This is a genomic window from Enterobacter sp. EC_50 (assembly GCF_019584525.1).
Lineage (GTDB): Bacteria > Pseudomonadota > Gammaproteobacteria > Enterobacterales > Enterobacteriaceae > Enterobacter > Enterobacter roggenkampii.
Genome location: NZ_VDAF01000001.1, coordinates 172207 through 195209 on the forward strand (window position 1 = coordinate 172207; position 23003 = coordinate 195209).

A 23003-nucleotide genomic window follows, 5' to 3' on the forward strand; every position below is an offset into this window, starting at 1 on the left:
CCATGACAACACTTCAACTCCAGACCCCGGCGACGACGCGCAAATTCTGGTCAGGCATGAGCCTGTTCTGCCTCGCGCTGCTGATTGCGCCCGTGGTGGCCACGCAGCTTGGCGGCAACTACTGGGTGCGCGTTATCGACTTCGCCCTGCTCTACATCATGCTGGCGCTCGGGCTTAATATTGTGGTCGGCTATACCGGCCTGCTGGACATGGGCTTTATCGCCTTTTACGCGGTCGGCGCCTACCTCGCGGCACTGATGGCCTCCCCGCACCTGCTGGAGGTGTTTCCGATCCTCAGCGTCTGGTTCCCGGACGGGCTGCACACCTCGTATCTGCTCATTATTCCGCTGGCCGCCCTCGTCGCGGCCGTCTGCGGGATGTTACTCGGTGCTCCTACGCTCAAGCTGCGCGGGGACTACCTGGCGATAGTGACCCTCGGCTTTGGCGAAATTATCCGCATCCTGATGCGTAACCTCGACCGTCCGGTGAACATCACCAACGGCGCAAAGGGCATAACCGGAGTGGATACGCTGAACCTGTTCGGCCTGAAGTTTAGCGGCGTATACCACTGGTTTGGTTTCAAAGTACCCGCGCTGTGGCTGTGGTACTACCTGCTGATGCTGGTGATTATCGCGATCGTCTTCGTCTGCCTGCGCCTGCAGCATTCCCGTATCGGCCGCGCCTGGCACGCCATCCGCGAGGATGAAGATGTGGCCCGTGCGATGGGCATCAACGTGCGTAACTATAAGCTGCTCGCCTTTGCGATGGGCGCCTCCTTTGGCGGCGTGGCGGGTGCGCTTTTCGGCGCGTTTCAGGGCTTTGTCTCCCCGGAATCCTTCACGTTACAGGAATCGATTGCCGTACTGGCGATGGTGGTGCTGGGCGGTATGGGGCACATTCCGGGCGTGATCCTCGGCGCGGTACTGCTTACCGCCCTGCCGGAACTGCTGCGCAGCCAGGCAGCGCCGGTGCAGCAGGCGCTGTTCGGTACGGTGCTGATTGATCCTGAAGTGTTGCGACAGCTGTTTTACGGTCTGGCACTGGTGCTGGTGATGCTGGTGCGCCCGTCCGGCATCTGGCCGGTACGCCACAAGGAGGTGAAGGCATGAGTCTGTTAACCGTACGCAACATGACAAAACGCTTCGGCGGGCTGACTGCCGTGGATGACGTTTCGATTACCGTGAACAGAGGCGAGATCTACGGGCTGATCGGCCCCAACGGCGCGGGAAAAACCACCTGCTTTAACCTGATCACCGGGCTTTATCCGGCGGACAGCGGCGAGTTTTCGATTGCCGATAAGCCCTACTTCCCGAAGCAGATAGAGAAAGTGACCGCCGCCGGGATTGCCCGCACCTTCCAGAACGTGCGCCTCTTCAACGAGATGTCGGTGCTGGAAAACGTGATGGTGGGCCGCCACGTGCGCACCCGTAACGGCCTGTGGGCCGCGCTGAGCCGCCATAAACGCGCTCGCGAAGAAGAGAAGCAGACCCGCGAGCTGGCCTGGCACTGGCTGGACTATACCGGCATTGCGCAGTTCGCCCACTATCGCGCCTGCGACCTGGCCTATGGCCATCAGCGTCGGCTTGAAATCGCCCGCGCGCTGGCAACGGATCCGCTGCTGCTGGCGCTGGATGAACCCGCCGCCGGGATGAACGCGGCGGAAAAAGTGGCGCTCGGCGAGCTGCTCATCCGCATCCGCGATGACGGCAAAACCCTGCTGATGATTGAGCATGACGTCAAGCTGGTGATGGGCATCTGCGATCGCCTGACGGTGCTCGATTACGGCAAAACGCTCGCCAGCGGTACTCCGGAAAGCGTGCGGCGCGACCCGGCAGTGGTCGCCGCCTGGCTTGGAGGTAACGCTCATGTCTGAATTACTTAAGGTGGAACGTCTGGACGTGCATTACGGCGGCATTCAGGCCGTACGCGATGTCTCCTTTACCCTGCGCGAGGGCGAACAGGCTACGCTGATCGGCGCGAACGGCGCGGGGAAAAGCTCCACCGTGCGCGCCATTACCGGGCTGGAAAGCTTTAGCGGCAGCATTGACTTCAGCGGTAAAGCGGTGCGTAAACAGAGCCCGGAGACCCTGCTTCGCGACGGGCTGGTGATGGTCCCGGAGGGCCGCGGGATCTTCTCCCGCATGACGGTACTGGAAAACCTGCAGATGGGCGCCTGGCTCAGGCGTGACACTGTCACCGTCAGGCGCGAAATGAACGAAATTTTCGAGCGTTTCCCGCGTCTGGGCGAACGCCAGCATCAGCTTGCCGGGCTGCTGTCCGGCGGCGAGCAACAGCTGCTGGCCCTTAACCGCGCCCTGCTCAGCCGCCCGCGCCTGCTGATCCTCGACGAGCCGTCAATGGGCCTTGCCCCGAAGATGGTCGAGAACATTTTTGCAGTGATCGCCGGGCTGCGCGAGCGCGGCGTCGCCCTGCTGCTTATCGAACAAAACGCCCGGCTCGCGCTGGAGGTGACCGACAGCGCGTGGGTGATGGACAGCGGCAGCATTGTTCATCATGGCGAATCGACAGCGCTGCTCAACGACGACCAGATTGCACAGATTTATTTGGGCGAAATGCCCGTTTAACCACACCAGCCAACATCAGGGAAATACAATGAAAACAGTAAAAATCAGCGCGCTCAGCGCCGCTATTCTGCTCGGCAGCTTTGCCTCAACGTCCGCGTGGGCCGCTGACGGTGAAACCGTGGTCATCGGTCTGGCAGGCCCGCTGACCGGCCCGTCTGCCCGTATCGGGAAAGATCTGGAGAACGGCGCGCAGCTGGCTATCGATGACATCAACAAGCAGCACCCGACCATCGGCGGCAAAGCGGTGACCTTCAAACTGCAGTCCGAAGACGATCAGTCCGACCCGCGCACTGCCCTAGCCGTCGCGCAGCGTCTGGTGGATAGCGGCGTGGCGGGCGTGGTCGGCCACTGGAACACCGGCACCAGCATTCCAGCAGCCCGCATTTATCACGATGCGGGTATTGCCCAGGTGGCGCCGGTCGCAACCGGTCATGCCTATACCCAGCAGGGTTTTGACACCAGCTTCCGCGTGATGGGCCACGACGATGACGGCGGTCAGCTCGCCGGTCAGTACGCGGTTAACACCCTGAAAGCCAAACGCATTGCGGTGATCGACGACCGTACCGCCTTCGGTCAGGGTCTGGCAGACCAGTTTATAAAATCGCTGGAAGCCCAGGGCGTGAAAATTGTCGATCGTCAGTACGTGGATGACAAAACGGTCGATTTCAGCGCCGTACTGACCGCCATCCGCAGTAAAAACGCCGATCTGATCTTCTTCGGCGGCGTCGACAGCCAGGCCGCACCGCTGGCGCGCCGCATCAAACAGCTGGGCATGAACGCCACGCTGATGGGCGCAGGCGGATTCGTCAGCCAGACGTTCCTCAAGCTGGCGCAGAAAGAAGGCGAAGGCGTTGTGGCGCTGGAGCCGGGTCTGCCCGTTGACCAGATGCCGGGTGGTAAAGCGTTCGAGCAGGCGTACCAGTCCCGCTACCACACCCATATCGAACTGCACGCCCCGTTCGCCTATGACGCCACCCGCGTGCTGGTGGCGGCGATGGAAAAAGCAGACTCCGTTGAGCCGTCCGACTATCTGCCCGCCCTGCGCGCCATCAGCTATTCCGGGGTTACCGGACAGATCGCGTTTGATAAAGAGGGCAACCTGAAATCGCCGTCGTTCACGGTCTATAAGGTTGTCGACGGCAAATGGCAGCCGCAGACCGTGCTGGGCGGCGCAAAAGCGAAGTAACGCAGCGAGGCAATGTGATGAGTGATAATAACGAGCTGGGCATTCTCGCCCGCCGCAAAATTGAAGCCGAAATTATTAAGCCAATTTATGAAATCCTGGTGCGCGAGATAGGGAAAGACCGCGCCCAGGCGGTGATTGGTGAGGCCATTGAGCAAGCCGCGATTGACGCTGGCAAAGGGTTTGCCAGCAAAGAACCCAACGGCGCAAACATCAAGAGCTTTATCGCCCTGCAGTATCTGTGGGAGAAAGATAACGCCCTGGAGGTGAAGGTGATTGACGCCGACGACCAGCAGTACAACTACAACGTGACCCGCTGTCGCTACGCGGAGATGTACCACGAGATGGGGCTGGGCGAAATTGGTCACCTGCTCTCCTGCGCGCGCGATGAAAAATTCATCGTGGGCTATGCACCCGACGTAGAGCTAACCCGCACCACCACCATTATGCAGGGCGGCGCGTGCTGTGATTTCCGCTACCGCAGCGGTAAGGACAAGCCATGATCCGCGTCAACGCCGAACGGCTGTGGTCAACGCTTGAGATGATGGCGCAGATCGGCGGCACGCCCGCCGGTGGCGTCACCCGTCTGGCACTGAGCGAGGAAGATCGCGTTGCGCGTCATCTGCTGCGCGACTGGGCGCTGGACGCCGGTTTTACCTGTGACGTCGACAGCATGGGCAATATGTTTATCCGTCGTGCGGGGAAAAATCCGCAGCTTGCCCCGGTCATGACCGGTTCGCACGTGGATACGCAGCCGCTGGGGGGGAACTACGACGGGGTTTACGGCGTGCTGGCCGGGCTGGAGCTGCTGCGAACCCTCAACGACCATCACATTGAGACAGAACGTGACGTTGTGCTGGTCAACTGGACCAACGAAGAAGGCGCGCGCTTCGCGCCAGCCATGCTCTCTTCAGGGGTCTGGACGGGGCAATTTAGCGAAGCGTACGCCCATGCCCGCGCGGATAGCAACGGTATCACCGTGGGTGAAGCCCTGGAAAGCATCGGCTACCGGGGTGAAGCCCCTGCCCGCGCGTTTCCGGTTCACGCCTGCTACGAGCTGCACATCGAGCAGGGCCCGATTCTGGAGGACGAAGGTCTGGATATCGGGCTCGTCCGCGCGGCAATGGGCCAGCGCTGGTTCACCCTGACGCTGGACGGATTTGCCGCCCATGCAGGAACGACGCCGATGCACAGCCGCCGCGACGCGCTGACCGCCTTCGCGGAGCTGGCGCTGAAGGTGGAGGAGATTGGCTATCGGCATGCGCCGGACGGACGGGCGACGATCGGTATGGCGCAGGTTACGCCAAACTCGCGCAACGTCGTGCCGTCTCGGGTGGTCTGCAGCGTGGAGTTTCGCCATCCGGCGCAGACGGCGCTGGAAGCCATGGAGGCAGCGCTGCATAAGGTGGCTGAAAGCCTGAGCCTGCGCGGGGTGGCGGCTGTCGTTGAGCGCATCTTTGACTACGCGCCCATCGCGTTTGATGCCGAATGTCTGGCCCGCACGGAGAAGGCCGTGGCGGAACTGGGCTACTCGGCGAAACCGATGGTCTCCGGCGCGGGACACGACGCCTGCTATGTGAGCAAAATTGCCCCTGCCAGCATGATTTTTATCCCCTGCGTGAAGGGCATCAGCCATAACGAAGCGGAAAGGATCCTGCCGAAGTGGTCAGAGAAAGGGGCAAACGTGCTGTTGCACAGCGTGTTGGCCGCGGCCCAGGAACAATAAACCGGGTGGCGCGGCTCGGACAACCGCGCCCGTAGGCCCGGTAAGCGCAGCGCCACCGGGCGTGTTTTACCCCTTCGGCACTTTCGCCAGGCTGAGCCAGATCCCCACTGCCAGCAACAGCAGCATTCCGCCCGCACTCCCCAGCGCCACGCTGTGAGAGGTGATAAAGGCGCTTTTCGCCGCCTCAATCACCGGCTCCGCGAGGGACGGCGTCAGATCCTGCGCCACCTTCATTGCTTCACCAATCGATGACGAGGCTTTATCGGCGAGCGAGGCATGCAGCCCCTGCGGCAGCGCAATCGACGCCGAGAAGCTGCGGGTCAACAGCAGGCCAAAAATGGCGATCCCCAGCCCGGCCCCCAGCTCATAGGACATGGTTTCAATGGCTCCGGCGGCAGCCGCCTTCTCTTTCGGCGCGGCCGCCATAATGGCCGAGGTCGAGGCCAGCAGCGCGCTGGCGGCACTGAAGCCGAGCAGCACCATCAGCCCCCACGCCTGCCACTGCTGCGTGCTGAAGTCGAGCGTCGACAGGCCGATAAAGCTGACCGCGCTCAGCCCCATGCCACCCGCAGCGACAATGCGTAGCCCCAGACGGCCCACCAGCACACCGGCAATCGGTCCGCTGAACCCGCTGGCCACCATTACCGGGAGCATAAACATGCCCGCCTCGAACGGCGTAAAGCCATGGACAAACTGCAGTTCCTGCGCCATCAGCAATTCAAAGCCCACCAGGGCGATCATCGCCGTCATCGCCATTACCACGCCGCTTAAAATGATGCGGTGACAGAACAGGCGCATGTCGATCATCGGCACGCGGGCGCGCAGCTGGATGCGCACAAAAATAAACAGCATCACGGCACCCGTCAGCAGGGTACACGCCACCAGCCACGGCGCCAGAGCGCCCTTAAGCGCGGTTTTGGCGCTGTAGACCAGCAGCAAAATCGCCACAATCAGCATGATGGCATGGCTGATATTCAGCGGCTGCTCTGGTCGGCCCTGCTGACGGGGGACAAAACGCGCGGCCAGCGACACCACCACCAGCACAATCGGTACGTTGATCAAAAACACCGATCCCCAGTAAAAATGCTCCAGCAGCATACCGCCAATCAGCGGGCCAAACGCTGCCCCGCCGGAACCGACCGCCGCCCAGACGCCGAGCGCGATGTTGCGATCTTTCGCGTCGGTAAAGAGCGTGCGGATCCCCGCCAGAGTGGCAGGAATGATCATGGCCGCACCGATCGCCAGCGAGGCGCGCGCCGCGATCAGCCACCCTGCTGAGGGGGCAAACGCTGCCGCCAGCGATGACAGGCCAAACAGCGTGCTGCCGATCATCAACAACCGTTTAAAACCGATGCGGTCACCCAGGGCGCCCATCGGCAGCACCATTCCCGCCATCACCAGCGAGTAAATATCGATAATCCACAATAATTCATTGCCGCTGGCGCCCAGCGTCATGCTCAATGTCGGCGCCGCTACGTGCAGCACCGTCGCGTCAATCGCCACCGGGATATACACCAGCACGATAATCACTAACGCTAACCACTGACGAAACATAAATTTCCTTTTCATCTCAAACCTGGACACATGTCCAGATTGCGATCCTACGTAAAGTTGAACGCGTGTCCAGCTTTTTGTTACACTCGTTTCATTCCTATTGAGAGTAGTGAAAAAATGCAATATTTGAGCAAGGAAGAGAGACGGGAAGCGATCCTGCAGGCCGCAATGCGCGTGGCGCTGGCCGAGGGGCTGGCAGCCATGACGGTACGGCGAATTGCCGCAGAAGCGGGCGTCGCGACCGGACAGGTCCACCACCACTTCGCCTCCGGCGGCGAGCTAAAATCGCTGGCCTTTGTGCGCGTGATCCGCGAGCTGCTGGATGCCGACGTGGTGGGTGAAAACGCCAGCTGGCGGGAACGGCTGCACAGCATGCTCGGCAGTGACGACGGCGGGCTTGAGCCTTACATTCGCCTCTGGCGGGAAGCTCAAATTCTCGCCAGCCGGGATCCTGAAATCAACGCGGCTTACGCCCTGACCATGGAGATGTGGCATCAGGAGACCGTGGCGATTATCCGCGCCGGGGCGGAGGCCAACGCCTTTACGCTTACCGATCGCGCGGAAAATATTGCCTGGCGTTTGATCGGGCTGGTTTGCGGGCTTGATGGGATCACGATTTTAAATATGCCCGAAATGGACGATGCGGCGTTTAATAAGCATCTCGATAAACTTATCTCCCTCGAATTGGGTTAATACTCCCAACGGAGTATTATTTACCGCGAGTTTTACAATTAGTAACACATTAAGCGAACCCATATTTCCTTTCGAATCTCAGGGGTTCGCTTTTTTATCTATCCTTTCAGTTGTATCCAAAAACATCCAATAAACCAACCAGCGCACTCACATCTATCTAGCTGTTTTCATTTGTTTTCTCTTCATTCTGGCGAGCAAGAGGGTGATATGTCACAACAAAGTGAGAAGAGTAATCCGCATCTGTTAAGTAACTGGAAACCGGAAAATGTGCAATTTTGGGAAAACAAAGGAAAACATATCGCGCGAAGAAACCTGTGGATTTCTGTCGCCTGTTTGCTGTTAGCATTTTGCGTCTGGATGTTATTTAGCGCCATTGCCGTCAATCTGAATAAAGTCGGATTTAATTTCACCACCGATCAACTTTTTATGCTAACGGCATTACCTTCTCTCTCCGGCGCGATATTGCGCGTCCCCTATTCGTTTATGGTGCCCATATTTGGCGGACGATACTGGACGGTATTGAGTACCGTCATCCTGATCATTCCCTGCGTCTGGCTGGGGATGGCCATTCAGAACACCGCGACGCCTTACTGGATCTTTATCGTGATTGCCCTGCTCTGCGGCTTTGCAGGCGCCAACTTTGCCTCCAGCATGGGCAACATCAGCTTCTTCTTCCCAAAGGCAAAACAGGGTAGCGCGCTCGGTATTAACGGCGGGCTCGGCAACCTGGGCGTCAGCGTGATGCAGCTGGTCGCGCCGCTGGTGATCTTCCTGCCGATGTTTACCTTCCTGGGCGTGGAGGGCGTACCGCAGGATGACGGTTCCACCCTGTGGCTGGCCAATGCGGCCTGGATATGGGCGCCGCTGCTGCTGCTGGCCACCCTTGCGGCCTTCTTTGGAATGAACGATATCGCCAGCTCCAAGGCCTCTATCGCCAGCCAGCTCCCGGTGCTGAAGCGCTTTCATCTCTGGCTGCTGAGCCTGCTCTATCTGGCGACCTTCGGCTCGTTTATCGGCTTCTCGGCGGGCTTTGCCATGCTGTCAAAAACCCAGTTTCCGGACGTCAACATTCTGCACCTCGCCTTCTTTGGCCCTCTAATCGGTGCGCTGGCGCGATCAGCGGGCGGGATGATCTCTGACAAACTGGGCGGCGTGCGGGTCACGCTGATTAACTTCGTTTTTATGGCCCTCTTCAGCGCCCTGATCTTCCTGACGCTCCCAGGCTCTGGCTCCGGCAGCTTCGTCGCGTTCTACCTGGTCTTTATGGGGCTGTTCCTCACCGCCGGGCTCGGCAGCGGGTCGACCTTCCAGATGATCGCGATTATTTTCCGCCAAATCACGCTCGACCGCGTCAAAAAGCAGGGCGGCACGGACGAGCAGGCGCAGCACGAAGCGGTGACAGAGACCGCCGCCGCGCTGGGCTTTATCTCCGCTATCGGCGCCGTTGGCGGGTTCTTCATTCCCAAAGCCTTTGGCACCTCGCTGGCAATGACCGGATCGCCGGTCGGCGCCATGAAGGTGTTCCTCGTGTTTTACATCGTCTGCGTGCTCGTTACCTGGCTGGTGTATGGCCGCAAATCCGCAAAACAAGAATAACTACACGTCCGAAGCAGGAGAAATGTCATGAGCAAACTGTTGGATCGCTTTCGTTATTTCAAAACAAAGGGGGACAGCTTCGCCAACGGGCACGGGCAGGTATATAACACCAACCGCGACTGGGAGGACGGCTACCGTCAGCGCTGGCAGTTCGACAAGATCGTGCGCTCCACCCACGGCGTGAACTGTACCGGCTCCTGCAGCTGGAAGATTTACGTTAAAAACGGCCTCGTGACCTGGGAAACCCAGCAGACAGATTACCCACGCACCCGCCCTGACCTGCCCAACCACGAACCGCGCGGCTGCCCGCGTGGCGCAAGCTACTCGTGGTATCTCTACAGCGCCAACCGTCTTAAATACCCACTGGTGCGCCGCAGGCTGATTGAGCTGTGGCGCGAGGCGCTGGCGCAGCATACCGATCCGGTGCTGGCCTGGGACGCCATCCAGAGCGATCCGCAAAAGGCGCAAAGCTACAGGAAGGCGCGGGGTAAAGGCGGGTTTATCCGCTCAAACTGGAAAGAGCTGAACCAGCTGATCGCCGCCGCCAACGTCTGGACCATCAAAAACTATGGTCCGGACCGCGTGGCCGGTTTTTCCCCTATTCCGGCGATGTCGATGGTCTCCTACGCCGCCGGCACGCGCTATCTTTCCCTGCTGGGCGGTACCTGCCTGAGCTTCTACGACTGGTACTGCGACCTGCCGCCTGCGTCGCCGATGACCTGGGGCGAGCAGACCGACGTGCCGGAGTCCGCCGACTGGTACAACTCCAGCTACATCATTGCCTGGGGCTCGAACGTGCCGCAGACGCGTACTCCGGACGCCCATTTCTTCACCGAAGTGCGCTACAAGGGCACCAAAACCGTCGCCATCACGCCGGACTTCTCGGAAGTCGCGAAGCTGAGCGACCAGTGGCTGTCCCCCAAACAGGGCACCGACAGCGCCCTCGCCATGGCGATGGGCCACGTGATCCTCAAAGAATTTCACCTCGATAACCCGAGCGACTACTTCCTTAACTACTGCCGCCGCTATACCGATATGCCGATGCTGGTGCTGTTGGACGAGCAGGAAGACGGTCGCGTCGTGCCTGGGCGTATGCTGCGCGCCTCGGACCTTGTCGACGGGCTGGGGGAAGCCAATAACCCGGAGTGGAAGACCGTCGCCTTTGATATTGCCGGAAACCTGGTGGTGCCAAACGGCTCCATCGGCTTCCGCTGGAGAGAAAAAGGCAAATGGAACCTGGAGCCACAGGCTGCGGGCCACGACACCGAACTGACGCTGTCGCTGCTCATTACCCACGACAGCGTGGCCGATGTCGCCTTCCCCTACTTTGGCGGCAACGAGAACCCGCATTTCCGCAGCGTGAAGCAGGAGCCGGTGCTGACGCGCCGCGTGCCGAGCAAAACCCTGACCCTCGCCGACGGCAGCGAGAAACGGGTAGTCAGCGTTTACGATCTGGTGCTGGCGAACTACGGTCTCGATCGCGGTCTGGAGGACAGCAACGCCGCAGAGAGCTATGACCAGGTCAAAGCCTATACCCCCGCCTGGGGCGAGCAGATCACCGGCGTGCCCGCCCGGCTGATTGAAAAAATCGCCCGCGAGTTTGCCGACACGGCGCACAAAACCCACGGCCGGTCGATGATCATTCTCGGTGCAGGGGTGAACCACTGGTACCACATGGACATGAACTACCGCGGGATGATCAACATGCTGGTCTTCTGCGGCTGCGTCGGGCAGAGCGGCGGCGGCTGGTCGCACTATGTCGGCCAGGAGAAGCTGCGCCCGCAAACCGGCTGGCTGCCGCTGGCCTTCGCGCTGGACTGGAACCGTCCGCCGCGCCAGATGAACAGCACCTCCTTCTTCTACAACCACGCCAGCCAGTGGCGCTACGAGAAGCTGACCGCGCAGGAGCTGCTCTCCCCGCTGGCGGACGCCTCGAGGTTCACCGGCCACCTGATTGATTTCAACGTCCGCGCCGAGCGCATGGGCTGGCTGCCGTCGGCGCCGCAGCTCAACCTCAACCCGCTGCACATAAAGGCCCGCGCGGACGCGGCGGGCATGACGCCGCAGGAGTACACCGTTCAGGCGTTAAAATCGGGCGAGATCCGCTTCGCCTGCGAGCAGCCGGACAGCGGTAAGAACCACCCGCGCAACCTGTTCGTCTGGCGCTCTAACCTGCTCGGCTCGTCCGGGAAAGGCCACGAGTACATGCTGAAATACCTGCTCGGCACCGAGAGCGGGATTCAGGGCGAGGATTTGGGCTCAACCGATGACGTGAAGCCTGAGGAAGTGGAGTGGCAGACCGCCGCCATTGAGGGCAAGCTCGACCTGCTGGTCACGCTCGACTTCCGCATGTCCAGCACCTGCCTGTTCTCGGATATCGTCCTGCCGACCGCCACCTGGTATGAAAAAGACGATATGAATACCTCGGACATGCATCCGTTTATTCACCCGCTCTCGGCCGCCGTCGACCCGGCGTGGGAGTCCCGCAGCGACTGGGAGATCTACAAGGGCATCGCCAACGTCTTCTCCGAGGTCTGCGTCGGGCATCTCGGCACCGAAACCGACGTGGTGTTACAGCCGCTACAGCATGACTCCCCGGCGGAGCTGTCGCAGCCGTTTGATATTCAGGACTGGCGTAAAGGGGAATGCGATTTGATCCCCGGTAAAACGGCGCCGAACATCGCGGTCGTCGAGCGGAACTACCCGGAAACGTACGAACGCTTCACCGCCCTCGGCCCGCTGATGGACACGCTCGGCAACGGCGGAAAAGGCATATCGTGGAACACCCAGAACGAGGTCGATTTCCTCGGCAAGCTCAACTACGTCAAGCTCGACGGCCCGGCGAAAGGCCGACCGCGCATTGAAACCGCCATTGATGCCTCCGAGGTGATCCTCGCCCTCGCGCCGGAAACCAACGGCCAGGTGGCGGTGAAGGCCTGGGAAGCGCTCGGCGAGCTGACCGGGCGCGATCACACCCATCTGGCGCTGAACAAGGAAGATGAGAAGATCCGCTTCCGCGATATCCAGGCGCAGCCGCGTAAAATCATCTCCAGCCCGACCTGGTCCGGCCTGGAGAGCGAGCACGTCTCCTATAACGCGGGCTATACCAACGTTCACGAGCTGATCCCGTGGCGCACGCTGTCTGGCCGCCAGCAGCTGTATCAGGATCATCCCTGGATGCGCGCCTTCGGCGAAAGTCTGGTGGCCTATCGTCCACCGATTGACACCCGCAGCGTCACCCATATGCGCGAGATCCCGCCGAACGGCTTCCCGGAAAAAGCGCTCAATTTCCTGACGCCGCACCAGAAATGGGGCATTCACTCCACCTACAGCGAAAACCTGCTGATGCAGACCCTGTCGCGCGGCGGGCCGATTGTCTGGATCAGCGAAACCGACGCCCGCGAGCTGGGCATTGAGGACAACGACTGGATCGAGGCCTTCAACGCCAACGGCGCCCTCACCGCCCGCGCGGTGGTCAGCCAGCGCGTGCCGCCGGGCATGACCATGATGTACCACGCTCAGGAGCGCATCCTGAATATTCCGGGCTCAGAGGTGACCGGACGGCGCGGCGGGATCCACAACTCTGTCACCCGCGTCTGCCCGAAACCGACGCACATGATCGGCGGCTACGCCCAGCTGGCGTACAGCTTCAACTACTACGGCACCGTCGGCTCCAACCGCGACGAGTTCATCATGATCCGCAAAATGAAAAACATTAACTGGCTGGACGGCGAAGGTCGGGATCAGGTCCAGGAGGCGAAAAAATGAAAATACGCTCACAGGTTGGCATGGTTCTGAATCTCGATAAATGCATCGGCTGCCACACCTGCTCGGTCACCTGCAAGAACGTCTGGACCGGGCGTGAAGGGATGGAATATGCGTGGTTCAACAACGTGGAGACCAAACCGGGGATCGGCTACCCGAAAAACTGGGAGGATCAGGAGGAGTGGCAAGGCGGCTGGATCCGCGGCATTCACGGCAAGCTGACCCCACGCCTCGGCGGCAAAATGGGCGTGCTGTCGAAGATTTTCGCCAACCCCGTCCTGCCGCAGATTGACGATTACTATGAGCCCTTTACCTTTGACTATCAGGATCTGCACCGCGCGCCGGAGGGCGATCACCTCCCTACCGCCCGCCCGCGCTCGCTGATTGACGGCAAGCGGATGGACAAAATCGTCTGGGGACCCAACTGGGAGGAGCTGCTGGGGGGCGAGTTCGAAAAACGCGCCCGCGACCGTAACTTCCAGAAGATCCAGAAGGAGATGTACGGCCAGTTCGAAAATACCTTCATGATGTACCTGCCGCGCCTGTGCGAGCACTGTCTCAACCCGAGCTGCGTGGCCACCTGCCCGAGCGGCGCCATCTACAAGCGCGAAGAGGACGGCATTGTGCTGATCGACCAGGATAAATGCCGCGGCTGGCGCCTGTGCATCAGCGGCTGTCCCTACAAAAAGATCTACTTCAACTGGAAGAGCGGCAAGTCAGAAAAATGCATCTTCTGCTACCCGCGCATTGAATCCGGCCAGCCGACCGTCTGCTCGGAAACCTGCGTCGGGCGCATCCGCTATCTCGGCGTGCTGCTGTATGACGCGGACCGTATTGAGGAGGCGGCCAGCACCGAGCATGAAACCGATCTGTACGAGCGCCAGTGCGACGTGTTCCTCAACCCGAACGATCCGGCGGTGATTGAGGAAGCGCTGAAGCAGGGTATTCCGCAGAACGTGATTGACGCCGCCCAGCGTTCCCCGGTCTACAAAATGGCGATGGACTGGAAGCTGGCCCTGCCGCTGCACCCGGAATACCGCACCCTGCCGATGGTCTGGTACGTGCCGCCGCTGTCGCCGATCCAGTCCTACGCGGACGCCGGCGGCCTGCCGCAGAGCGACGGCGTTCTTCCCGCAGTCGAAAGCCTGCGCATTCCGGTGCAGTATCTGGCGAACATGCTCAGCGCGGGCGATACCGGCCCGGTGCTGCGCGCCCTGAAGCGCATGATGGCAATGCGTCACTACAAGCGTTCCCAGACCGTGGAAGGCGTGACCGATACCCGCGCCATTGAAGAGGTCGGCCTGACCGAAGCGCAGGTTGAGGAGATGTACCGCTATCTGGCGATTGCCAACTACGAAGACCGCTTCGTGATCCCGACCAGCCACCGCGAAATGGCACGCGACGCCTTCCCGGAGAAAAACGGCTGCGGCTTCACCTTCGGCGACGGCTGCCACGGCTCCGATACGAAATTCAACCTCTTCAACAGCAGCCGCATCGACGCGATCAACATCACCGAGGTGCGCGAACATGGGGAGGGAGAGTAATGCAGATCCTCAAAATCATCGCGCTGCTGATCGAGTATCCCGATGAGACCCTGTGGGAAAACCGTGATGAAGCGCTTTCGTTAATTGCGCAGGACGCGCCCATGCTGCTGCCGTTTGCCCGCCAGCACCTGAGCGCCCCGCTGCTGGATAAACAGGCCGAATGGTGCGAAGTGTTTGAGCGCGGTCGCGCGACGTCGCTGCTGCTGTTCGAGCACGTTCACGCCGAGTCCCGCGATCGCGGCCAGGCGATGGTCGACCTGATGAGCCAGTATGAGAAAGCGGGTCTTGAGCTGGACTGCCGCGAGCTGCCGGACTATCTGCCGCTCTACCTGGAATATCTCAGCATCGTCACCGACGACGAAGCGCGTGACGGGCTGCAAAACGTCGCACCGATCCTGGCGCTGATCGGCGGCCGCCTGAAGCAGCGCGGCGTGGCGCACTATCAGCTGTTTGACGCTCTGCTGGCGCTGGCGGGAACGCGGCTTTCCAGCGACAGCGTGGCGAAACAGGTGTCCGGTGAAAAACGGGATGATACCCGTCAGGCGCTTGACGCCGTGTGGGAAGAGGAACAGGTGAAGTTTATCGAAGACAACGCCACATCGTGCGACAGCTCGCCGATGCAGCAATATCAACGACGCTTTAGCCAGGACGTCGCGCCGCAGTACGTGGACGTCAGCGCCGGAGGCCCAAAATGACACACTACCTGAACGTGTTTTTCTATGACATTTATCCGTACATCTGCGCCACCGTGTTTTTCCTCGGCAGCTGGTTGCGCTACGACTACGGGCAGTACACCTGGCGCGCCTCGTCAAGCCAGATGCTCAGCAAGCGCGGGATGAACTGGGCCTCTAACCTGTTTCATATCGGGATTCTGGGGATCTTCTTCGGGCACCTGTTCGGCATGTTAACCCCACACTGGATGTACGCCTGGTTTTTACCCGTCGCGGTTAAGCAGCAGCTGGCCATGATTGCGGGAGGGATCTGCGGCGTGCTGACGCTGATTGGTGGGTCGATGCTGCTGATTCGCCGCTTGTTCAACCAGCGGGTGCGTGCCACCTCCACCACGCCGGATATCATCATTATGAGTATCCTGCTGATACAGTGCATTCTGGGGCTATCGACCATTCCTTTCTCCGCGCAATATCCTGACGGAAGCGAGATGATGAAGCTGGTGGGCTGGGCGCAGGGGATTGTGACGTTTAAGGGCGGTTCATCAGAAATGCTGAGCGGCGTGGCGCCGATCTTCCGCGTGCATCTGGTGCTGGGGATGACGATCTTCCTCATCTTCCCCTTCACCCGCCTGGTGCACGTGTGGAGCGCGCCGTTTGAGTACTTTACGCGGCGGTATCAGGTGGTGAGATCGCGCCGTTGATTTGTCGGGTGGCGGCTACGCCTTACCCGACCTACGTTCACACGCACGTAGGCCCGGTCAGGTGTAGACGCCACCGGGCCGCAATGTCAGAACAAAGTACTTCCGCTGACGACTGAAATAACCAACAGCAGAAGCAACACTGCGACAATCAGACCAAAAGCCAGTAACGCCGCATGAAAAGCGAGCGTGGCCCCGGAAAAAAACAGTGCACCACTCACCCCCCATCTGTTCTCTTTGCGCATCCCAGCCGTGAAGGCAAGCCCTAATGCCACAACGGATAAAATGATTCCGCTATTGATAAGAATGCTGTCGATATCGAACGCTTTCTTTTTTGCCTCAACGGCCGGCTGTTCTCCCTTTATGCCAGCAATGATCCCTTTTTTTACCGCCGAAACCTTTTCAGCCACAACAATTTCAAGCGCCGTCGACTTTGTCGAAAAAGGACCAAAGGTGAACTGCACTAATGAGAGAAGCAGTGCAATAACCCCGAGTAACATTCCCACTGAACTGAATTTATTCCGCAACAAGATTTCCATATCAGCATGCCTTTGACGATGTTTAAACTAACCTGCCGGGTGGCGGCCTGTGTTCGGTCACCCGTAGGCCCGGTAAGGCGTAGCCGCCACCGGGCTATTTCCCGGCCTGCGGATGTGTATCAAAGCCCGCCATCACCGCCGTCAGCTCGGCCAGGGTAAAGCCGTGCTTCGGGTCATCAACGCCCAGGCCAAACCGCTCCTGCAGCAGCTTATACAGCGCCTCCGCATCCGGCAAATGGATCTGCTCCTCCACATGACCGTTCTGCCAGTGGGTAAAGTTGAAGTTGGTCAGCGTCAGCTTGCCGCCGTCCGGCAGATGGCGGCACATCAGCAGATGATGGCGGAAATGCGACTGCGGCCAGTGCGCCGACCAGAAATTCCCCATCACGTAATCGCTGAAATACTGCGTCGTCAGGTCAAAGTGGTACATCGACTGCCAGTGCTCGTGGTGGCGGAACTGCAGCACCCAGTCGTTGCCCTCGCTCAGCAGACGATACAGACCGTGCGGCGTTTCCTGCTCCTCGTTAGCGAGTAAACGAATCGGCGCCGTCAGCGTCTGGCCGCCAAACCCCACGTCCGCAATCCAGCGCTCACCGTTAAGCTCCACCAGCAGCAGGCGGTGCGTGCGCGGCGGCATTTGCGGCGGGCTCGCTAATACCACGCGTCCCAGCACGCTGCGCACCGTAAACCCGACGTCACGCAATACCCGCTCAAACAGGCCGTTTTGCTCAAAGCAGTATCCCCCACGACGGGCAATCAGCAATTTGTCGACCAGACACTGGTCTTCGAGATGAATTTCGCGCGGCAGGACGACATCGATATTCTCAAACGGGATCGCGCAGTTGTGATGTAAATGCAGTGCGCGCAGGGTCTCTATATCAGCAGAAGCCGGTTGCTTCCAGCCGATGCGGGCGAAATAGGCGGTCAGAAAGGGGGACATATATCAGTTTCCTTTGATAGTGATGCTGTGTTTATAAACTAATTCTACGCGCTCACTTTGATTTACGTGCTTTTTCGTCATACTCATCGTTACAGATGAGGAGATCCTATGAGCCACTTTCGCCCTGTTGAATTACGTCATGCCAGCCGTCTGCTGAACCACGGTCCTACCGTACTGATTACCAGTCGTGATGAAACGCTCGACAGACGTAACGTTATGGCCGCCGCATGGTCCATGCCCGTTGAGTTTGAACCGCCGCGCATCGCGATAGTCGTGGATAAAAGTACCTGGTCACGCGAGCTGATCGAACGCAGCGGGAAATTTGGCATCGTCATTCCCGGCGTGGCGGCGGCCAACTGGACTTACGCGGTGGGCAGCGTCAGCGGGCGCGACGAGGACAAATTCAACTGTTACGGGATCCCGGTCGTGAATGGCCCGGAGCTCGGCCTGCCGGTCATTGAAGAGAAATGCCTGGCGTGGATGGAATGCCGGTTATTACCCGTGACCTCCGCGGCAGAGAAATACGACACGCTGTTTGGTGAAGTGGTTTCAGCGGCAGCGGATGAGCGGGCGTTTATTGCCGGACGCTGGCAGTTTGACGGGGATAAGCTCAATACCCTGCATCATCTTGGAGCCGGGACGTTTGTGGCGAGCGGGAAGATGGTGAAGGCGCTGGATTGAGAAAACCCTCCCCCTATTGGGAGAGGGTGACCGTACTACTTCGCACGCCGTGCAATAATCTCATCCGCAACATTCCGCGGGGCTTCCGCAAAATGATGGAACTCCATCGTATACGTCGCGCGTCCCTGGGACATTGAGCGCAATGTCGTGGCATAACCAAACATCTCCGCCAGCGGCACGTCAGCGCGAATAATCTGGCTGCCGTACTGTTCTGCCATCCCCTGCACCATGCCGCGTCGGGAAGAGAGATCGCCCATGATGTTACCGGCGTACTCTTCCGGTGTTTCCACCTCCACGTGCATGATCGGCTCAAGGATCGCCGGATCCGCCCTGCGGGCGCCCTCTTTAAAGCCGAGGATCGCCGCCATGCGGAACGCCATCTCCGAAGAGTCGACGTCGTGATACGAGCCAAACGTCAGCGTCGCTTTAACATCGACGACCGGATAGCCCGCCAGCACGCCGCTGTTCATCGCTTCCCGCAGCCCTTTCTCAACGGACGGGATATACTCGCGCGGCACCACGCCGCCCTTGGTGGCATCTTCAAATTTAAAACCACTTCCGGGCTCCAGCGGCTCCAGACTCAGGACCACATGGCCGTACTGGCCTTTACCGCCGGACTGTCGGACAAATTTGCCTTCGATGTCCTTCACCGTTTTACGCAGGGTTTCACGGTAGGTCACCTGCGGACGACCGATATTTGCCTCGACGCCAAACTCACGCTTCATGCGATCGACGATAATCTCAAGGTGTAGCTCACCCATCCCGGAGATAATGGTCTGACCGGACTCGTCGTCAGTGTGCAGGCGGAAAGACGGATCTTCCGCCGCCAGACGCTGCAGCGCGATGCCCATTTTCTCCTGATCGCCTTTGGTTTTCGGCTCAATCGCCAGCGAGATCACCGGGTCCGGGAACTCCATGCGCTCAAGCGTAATGACGGCGTTCGGATCGGTGAGTGTGTCGCCGGTGGTTACGTCTTTCAGCCCCACGCAGGCCGCGATATCCCCGGCGCGCAGTTCGTCCACCTCGTGGCGATCGTTGGCATGCATCAGTACGATTCGCCCGATGCGCTCTTTCTTCCCTTTCACCGGGTTATACACCGCGTCGCCTTTACGCAGCACGCCAGAGTAGACGCGGATAAAGGTTAGCTGCCCGACGTACGGATCGCTCATCAGCTTGAACGCCAGCGCCGAGAACGGCTCATCATCACTCGGGTGACGCTCCGCGTGCTGCCCTTTTTCATCCACGCCATCAATGGCCGGCACGTCCAGCGGCGACGGCATCAGCTCGATCACCGCATCGAGCATGCGCTGCACCCCTTTGTTTTTAAACGCGCTGCCGCAGAGCATCGGCTGGATTTCGCCCGATATGGTGCGAATACGCAGCCCTTTAATAATTTCCGCTTCCGTCAGGTCGCCGGTTTCCAGGTACTTGTCCATCAGTTCATCGCTGGCTTCCGCCGCCGCAGAGACCATTTTTTCGCGCCACTCTTGCGCGGTACTGGCTAAATCGTCCGGCACGGGCGCATAGGTAAACACCATGCCCTGCGTCGCATCGTCCCACAGAATGGTGCGCATTTTGATCAGATCCACCACGCCGGTGAAATGATCTTCGGCCCCCACCGGGATGACAATCGGCACCGGATTGGCCTTCAGGCGTTCCTGCATCATCCGCACGACGCGGAAGAAGTCGGCACCCGGACGGTCCATTTTGTTGACGAAGGCCAGACGCGGTACGTGATATTTATTGGCCTGACGCCAGACGGTTTCCGACTGCGGCTGCACGCCGCCCACGGAGTCATACACCATCACGGCACCGTCGAGGACGCGCATGGAACGTTCCACCTCAATGGTGAAATCCACGTGCCCCGGGGTGTCGATGATGTTAATCCGGTGCGGCTCATAGCCTCTGTCCATGCCTGGCCAGAAGCAGCTAACCGCCGCGGAGGTAATGGTGATCCCGCGCTCTTGCTCCTGCGCCATCCAGTCAGTGGTTGCCGCGCCATCGTGTACTTCACCCAGCTTGTGGCTCATCCCGGTATAAAACAGGATGCGCTCGGTGGTGGTGGTTTTACCGGCATCGATATGCGCGGAGATACCGATGTTGCGATAACGTTCGAGAGGAATGGGTCGGGGCATGATATTTCCTTAGTCAGTATGACGTGTTTGTGACGACCAGGATGGTCGTGCATTCGTTCGTTTGCTATAATAGTCCTATTGTACGAGTATTATCGAACTATTTTTTAAGGGTTGACCTATTGTTGATATAGCTCAATCTGACGCCATACGCAGGAAAACGATGATCCCTAACCACCCTGAAACTGAACAAATACTGCTGGAAAATGTGCTCTTTGCCCTCGGCAACCCGCTCCGGCTATCGATTATTCGCCGGCTCGCCGACGGCAGCGAACTGAGCTGTAACGCGCTGCGCCCGGAAGATGTGGTGAAGTCCACGATGACCCATCACTGGCGCGTATTGCGCGACAGCGGGGTCATCTGGCAGCGTCCGCAGGGACGCGAAAACATGATTTCATTGCGACGAGACGATCTGGATACCCGCTTTCCGGGGCTGATGGCGATCCTGCTGCAGGTTAAGTAATTTCAGTCCCTTCCAGGCGATAGACCGGGACCTGCCGGGTTGTTTTGGTAAGCGTATCGAACACCTCGGCGTTGGACGTCACGATCCGCATCCCTGTTTTGCGTAACCGTTGTACATCAGCCGCGATGCGCTGAATGCCAAACCAGAAAAGCCCGTCGAGCGCGGTTACAGACAGCCCGTTGTCCAGCGCCAGTTTGAGGCGTTCCTTTGGCGCTTTCACCTGCTGGGCAATTTGCCGGTAGGACGCTTCCGTCGCACCCGTGGCGTCACTGCGCTGGATCCGCGTCTTCAGGTGATAGGTAAACTCGTCAGGTATGCCGTCCAGATCCCGTTTAAGGCTGTAGACGCAGCCAAAGCGCTTGCCGTTAAACAGAACATTTTTCTGACTGAGCTGAAGCTCTTTTCTGACGGCATCATCCACTGGGGCGCACGGGTGAGAAGCAGCCTGAAGGGCAGCTCGAAGCTGGTGACGTAATCCACATTAAGCAACGCGAGGCGCAGCCGCTCCTCTGCACCGGCCTTTTGCTCACGACACTCCTCCAGAACCTCTGCCCACTGGCGCGTCAGGCGCTCCGGTTCGGCAGCTTCGGTCAGGAGATATTTTTCAATCTGATAATCAACTCTTCCGGTCATCGTGTGGTATCCCGTCGCTGTGGCTGCGGTAATTCTATACAGCGCGGTGAGTTTTATAAAGGACTGAACCGCAGCCACACGCTGTAAATGTCGTTGCGATTCAGTATCCTGACGATTCGAATCAGTGCGCCATAATCCAGCCCATCAACAGCGTGGCGAAAATCACCGTTGAGGCACCGCCAATACGCGTCGCGATCTGCGCGAACGGCATAAGCGACATGCGGTTGGAGGCGGACAGAATGGCCACATCTCCCGTGCCGCCCAGCCCACTGTGGCAGCAGGTCACAATTGCCGCTTCCACCGGATACATATTCAGACGCGACGCAATCACGTAGCCGCTCAGCGCCATCGCAATCACCACCGATCCGCATACCACTACATAGCCCACCGAGAAGACCGACACCACGCTTTCGAGCGGCACGTATAGCATCCCGAGGCCGATCATCAGCGGCCAGACCAGCGCAGCCGAAACGAATTTATAGCAGCTGTGCGCCCCCTGCTCCATTGAGGCCGGGATCACCCTGAAGTATTTACACAGGACGGCAATCAGGATCATCAGCACCGGGCCGGGAATATGGACCAGTTTTTCAAACAAGCCTCCGACGATGAAAAACGCGCACACCATCAGCAATCCGCCGCCCATCAAATGAAAATCCGTCTGCTGAGCGCCAGGCGCCCCGGCGAACAGGCTGGCGTCGTCTTTACTCCGCGTGAGCATGCCGTTTCCTGAAAGCGCAGGACGTTTCGTCCCGAGACGCGCCAGCGAGCCGGCACAAATAATGGCGAAGATATTTCCGACGACCGCAGCGGGAGCCAGCTGCGCCACGTAGACGTCCGGCGTCTGCCCCAGGATTGCCGAATAGGCCAGAGACAGGGGCAAAATCCCCTCGCCAATTCCACCGCCAATAATAGGGACAATGATAAAGAAGAAGGTGTGGTAAGGCGTATACCCAAACAGCGTTCCCACAATAAGCCCGCTCAGCACGGCCATCAGTGTTCCCGCCACCAGCGGAACAAACATGCGCATCATGCCCTGGATCAGCAGCACCCGGTTCATCCCCAGAATGCTGCCGACCACCAGGCAGGCGATGACGAAATAGAGCAGATTCGCCTCCTTCATCAGCAGATGCACCGTATCAAGGGTTTGTTTCCCGAATGCGCCAAAATAGACCAGCACGGAAGGCACCATCAGACACAGGATCGCCGGGCCGCCGATGTCCTTCAGCACGGGGATTTGACGGCCCACTTTGGCAAACGCAAAGCCAAGGGTCATGATGACCGCCAGTCCGCCAATCATATTTTTCGGCAGCAGCCCTGCCCAGGCGGACGTCGCCACAATCGCGGCAATCCCGACGAACAGCATCAGCGGAACCGCGCCCACCTCGGTCGTGTTCAGCCCAAAAGCAAAACGCGAGGTCGACAGCGCGGAAGTCGGTACAGGATTATCTTTCATATAATCACCTGAAATTTGTGTTCGGATATACAGAGAAAGGAATAAGCGGAAAACTATTCCTGATTCGAATAAATGTTCTTAAATAGAAAATAATGACTTTGGTGGCCTTTTCTCAAAAACAGGCTCAGCGTGAAATTAACATGGGCT

Annotated in this window: 19 protein-coding genes and 1 pseudogene; 14 read left to right on the forward strand and 6 right to left on the reverse strand. The window is 59.3% G+C overall.

Annotation, left to right across the window (positions count from 1 at the left end; genetic code table 11):
• Positions 1 to 2: 2 nt before the first annotated feature.
• The 6 genes from FHC48_RS00800 to FHC48_RS00825 are packed head-to-tail and all read left to right on the forward strand — an operon-like array spanning position 3 to position 5494.
• On the forward strand, positions 3 to 1109 hold the full coding sequence (locus tag FHC48_RS00800; protein ID WP_059364464.1) for a branched-chain amino acid ABC transporter permease: 1107 nt from the start codon (positions 3 to 5) through the stop codon (positions 1107 to 1109).
• Positions 1106 to 1873 carry an ABC transporter ATP-binding protein gene (locus tag FHC48_RS00805; RefSeq protein WP_059364465.1) on the forward strand — a complete coding sequence of 256 codons (768 nt, stop codon included), beginning with the start codon at positions 1106 to 1108 and terminating at the stop codon, positions 1871 to 1873. The genes FHC48_RS00800 and FHC48_RS00805 overlap by 4 nt, the downstream gene beginning before the upstream one ends.
• Positions 1866 to 2585: an ABC transporter ATP-binding protein gene (locus tag FHC48_RS00810; protein ID WP_059364467.1), complete on the forward strand. Its 720-nt coding sequence runs from the start codon at positions 1866 to 1868 to the stop codon at positions 2583 to 2585. Before FHC48_RS00805 ends, FHC48_RS00810 begins: the two co-directional genes overlap by 8 nt.
• A 28-nt stretch (positions 2586 to 2613) precedes the next feature.
• Complete coding sequence (locus FHC48_RS00815; RefSeq protein WP_220420487.1) at positions 2614 to 3771, forward strand: branched-chain amino acid ABC transporter substrate-binding protein; 1158 nt, start codon at positions 2614 to 2616, stop codon at positions 3769 to 3771.
• 17 nt (positions 3772 to 3788) lie between these two features.
• Entirely contained in the window at positions 3789 to 4271 is a 483-nt protein-coding gene (locus FHC48_RS00820; protein WP_059364468.1) for an L-2-amino-thiazoline-4-carboxylic acid hydrolase, read from the forward strand.
• Positions 4268 to 5494: a Zn-dependent hydrolase gene (locus FHC48_RS00825; protein WP_059364470.1), complete on the forward strand. Its 1227-nt coding sequence runs from the start codon at positions 4268 to 4270 to the stop codon at positions 5492 to 5494. Before FHC48_RS00820 ends, FHC48_RS00825 begins: the two co-directional genes overlap by 4 nt.
• A 66-nt stretch (positions 5495 to 5560) precedes the next feature.
• Here FHC48_RS00825 and FHC48_RS00830 read toward each other — a convergent pair whose 3' ends face one another.
• Positions 5561 to 7048: an MFS transporter gene (locus FHC48_RS00830; RefSeq protein ID WP_119312120.1), complete on the reverse strand. Its 1488-nt coding sequence runs from the start codon at positions 7046 to 7048 to the stop codon at positions 5561 to 5563.
• Between the two features lie 117 nt (positions 7049 to 7165).
• On the opposite strand from FHC48_RS00830, the gene FHC48_RS00835 reads away from it, so the two are divergent.
• The 6 genes from FHC48_RS00835 to narI all read left to right on the forward strand — a co-directional run bounded on the left by FHC48_RS00835 (position 7166) and on the right by narI (position 16018).
• Entirely contained in the window at positions 7166 to 7741 is a 576-nt protein-coding gene (locus tag FHC48_RS00835; protein WP_021240211.1) for a TetR family transcriptional regulator, read from the forward strand.
• A gap of 207 nt (positions 7742 to 7948) precedes the next feature.
• Positions 7949 to 9337 carry a NarK family nitrate/nitrite MFS transporter gene (locus FHC48_RS00840; RefSeq protein WP_025910957.1) on the forward strand — a complete coding sequence of 463 codons (1389 nt, stop codon included), beginning with the start codon at positions 7949 to 7951 and terminating at the stop codon, positions 9335 to 9337.
• 27 nt (positions 9338 to 9364) lie between these two features.
• A complete protein-coding gene (locus FHC48_RS00845) occupies positions 9365 to 13105 on the forward strand; it encodes a nitrate reductase subunit alpha (RefSeq protein WP_059365210.1) in 3741 nt (1246 codons plus the stop codon).
• Positions 13102 to 14646, forward strand: a complete 1545-nt coding sequence (gene narH / locus FHC48_RS00850; protein ID WP_008501747.1) for a nitrate reductase subunit beta — start codon at positions 13102 to 13104, stop codon at positions 14644 to 14646. The genes FHC48_RS00845 and narH overlap by 4 nt, the downstream gene beginning before the upstream one ends.
• Positions 14646 to 15341 carry a nitrate reductase molybdenum cofactor assembly chaperone gene (gene narW, locus FHC48_RS00855; protein ID WP_059358831.1) on the forward strand — a complete coding sequence of 232 codons (696 nt, stop codon included), beginning with the start codon at positions 14646 to 14648 and terminating at the stop codon, positions 15339 to 15341. The genes narH and narW overlap by 1 nt, the downstream gene beginning before the upstream one ends.
• A complete protein-coding gene (gene narI / locus FHC48_RS00860) occupies positions 15338 to 16018 on the forward strand; it encodes a respiratory nitrate reductase subunit gamma (RefSeq protein ID WP_014883923.1) in 681 nt (226 codons plus the stop codon). The genes narW and narI overlap by 4 nt, the downstream gene beginning before the upstream one ends.
• 86 nt (positions 16019 to 16104) lie before the next feature.
• Here the strand turns inward: narI and FHC48_RS00865 are convergent, their stop codons facing one another.
• On the reverse strand, positions 16105 to 16554 hold the full coding sequence (locus tag FHC48_RS00865; RefSeq protein ID WP_021240215.1) for a hypothetical protein: 450 nt from the start codon (positions 16552 to 16554) through the stop codon (positions 16105 to 16107).
• A 94-nt stretch (positions 16555 to 16648) separates the two neighbouring features.
• Positions 16649 to 17494 (reverse strand): N-hydroxyarylamine O-acetyltransferase, encoded by an 846-nt coding sequence (nhoA, locus tag FHC48_RS00870; RefSeq protein ID WP_059365209.1) that lies wholly within the window; start codon positions 17492 to 17494, stop codon positions 16649 to 16651.
• A gap of 108 nt (positions 17495 to 17602) precedes the next feature.
• Between nhoA and FHC48_RS00875 the strand changes: the two genes are divergently transcribed.
• Complete coding sequence (locus FHC48_RS00875; protein ID WP_008501752.1) at positions 17603 to 18175, forward strand: flavin reductase family protein; 573 nt, start codon at positions 17603 to 17605, stop codon at positions 18173 to 18175.
• 35 nt (positions 18176 to 18210) lie between these two features.
• On the opposite strand, the gene fusA is transcribed toward FHC48_RS00875, so the two are convergent.
• The gene (gene fusA, locus FHC48_RS00880; protein WP_059365208.1) at positions 18211 to 20310 is read right to left on the reverse strand and encodes an elongation factor G; all 2100 of its coding nucleotides are present in this window, start codon (positions 20308 to 20310) and stop codon (positions 18211 to 18213) included.
• Positions 20311 to 20470: 160 nt separating this feature from the next.
• Between fusA and FHC48_RS00885 the strand changes: the two genes are divergently transcribed.
• Positions 20471 to 20770, forward strand: a complete 300-nt coding sequence (locus tag FHC48_RS00885) for a helix-turn-helix transcriptional regulator (protein ID WP_008501755.1) — start codon at positions 20471 to 20473, stop codon at positions 20768 to 20770.
• Here FHC48_RS00885 and FHC48_RS00890 read toward each other — a convergent pair.
• Positions 20763 to 21403, reverse strand: a pseudogene (locus FHC48_RS00890) (DNA-binding protein). The gene FHC48_RS00885 and the pseudogene FHC48_RS00890 overlap by 8 nt on opposite strands.
• A gap of 121 nt (positions 21404 to 21524) precedes the next feature.
• Positions 21525 to 22856, reverse strand: coding sequence for a 2-hydroxycarboxylate transporter family protein (locus FHC48_RS00895; protein WP_023327567.1), 1332 nt, complete (start codon positions 22854 to 22856; stop codon positions 21525 to 21527).
• Between the last annotated feature and the right edge of the window lie 147 nt (positions 22857 to 23003).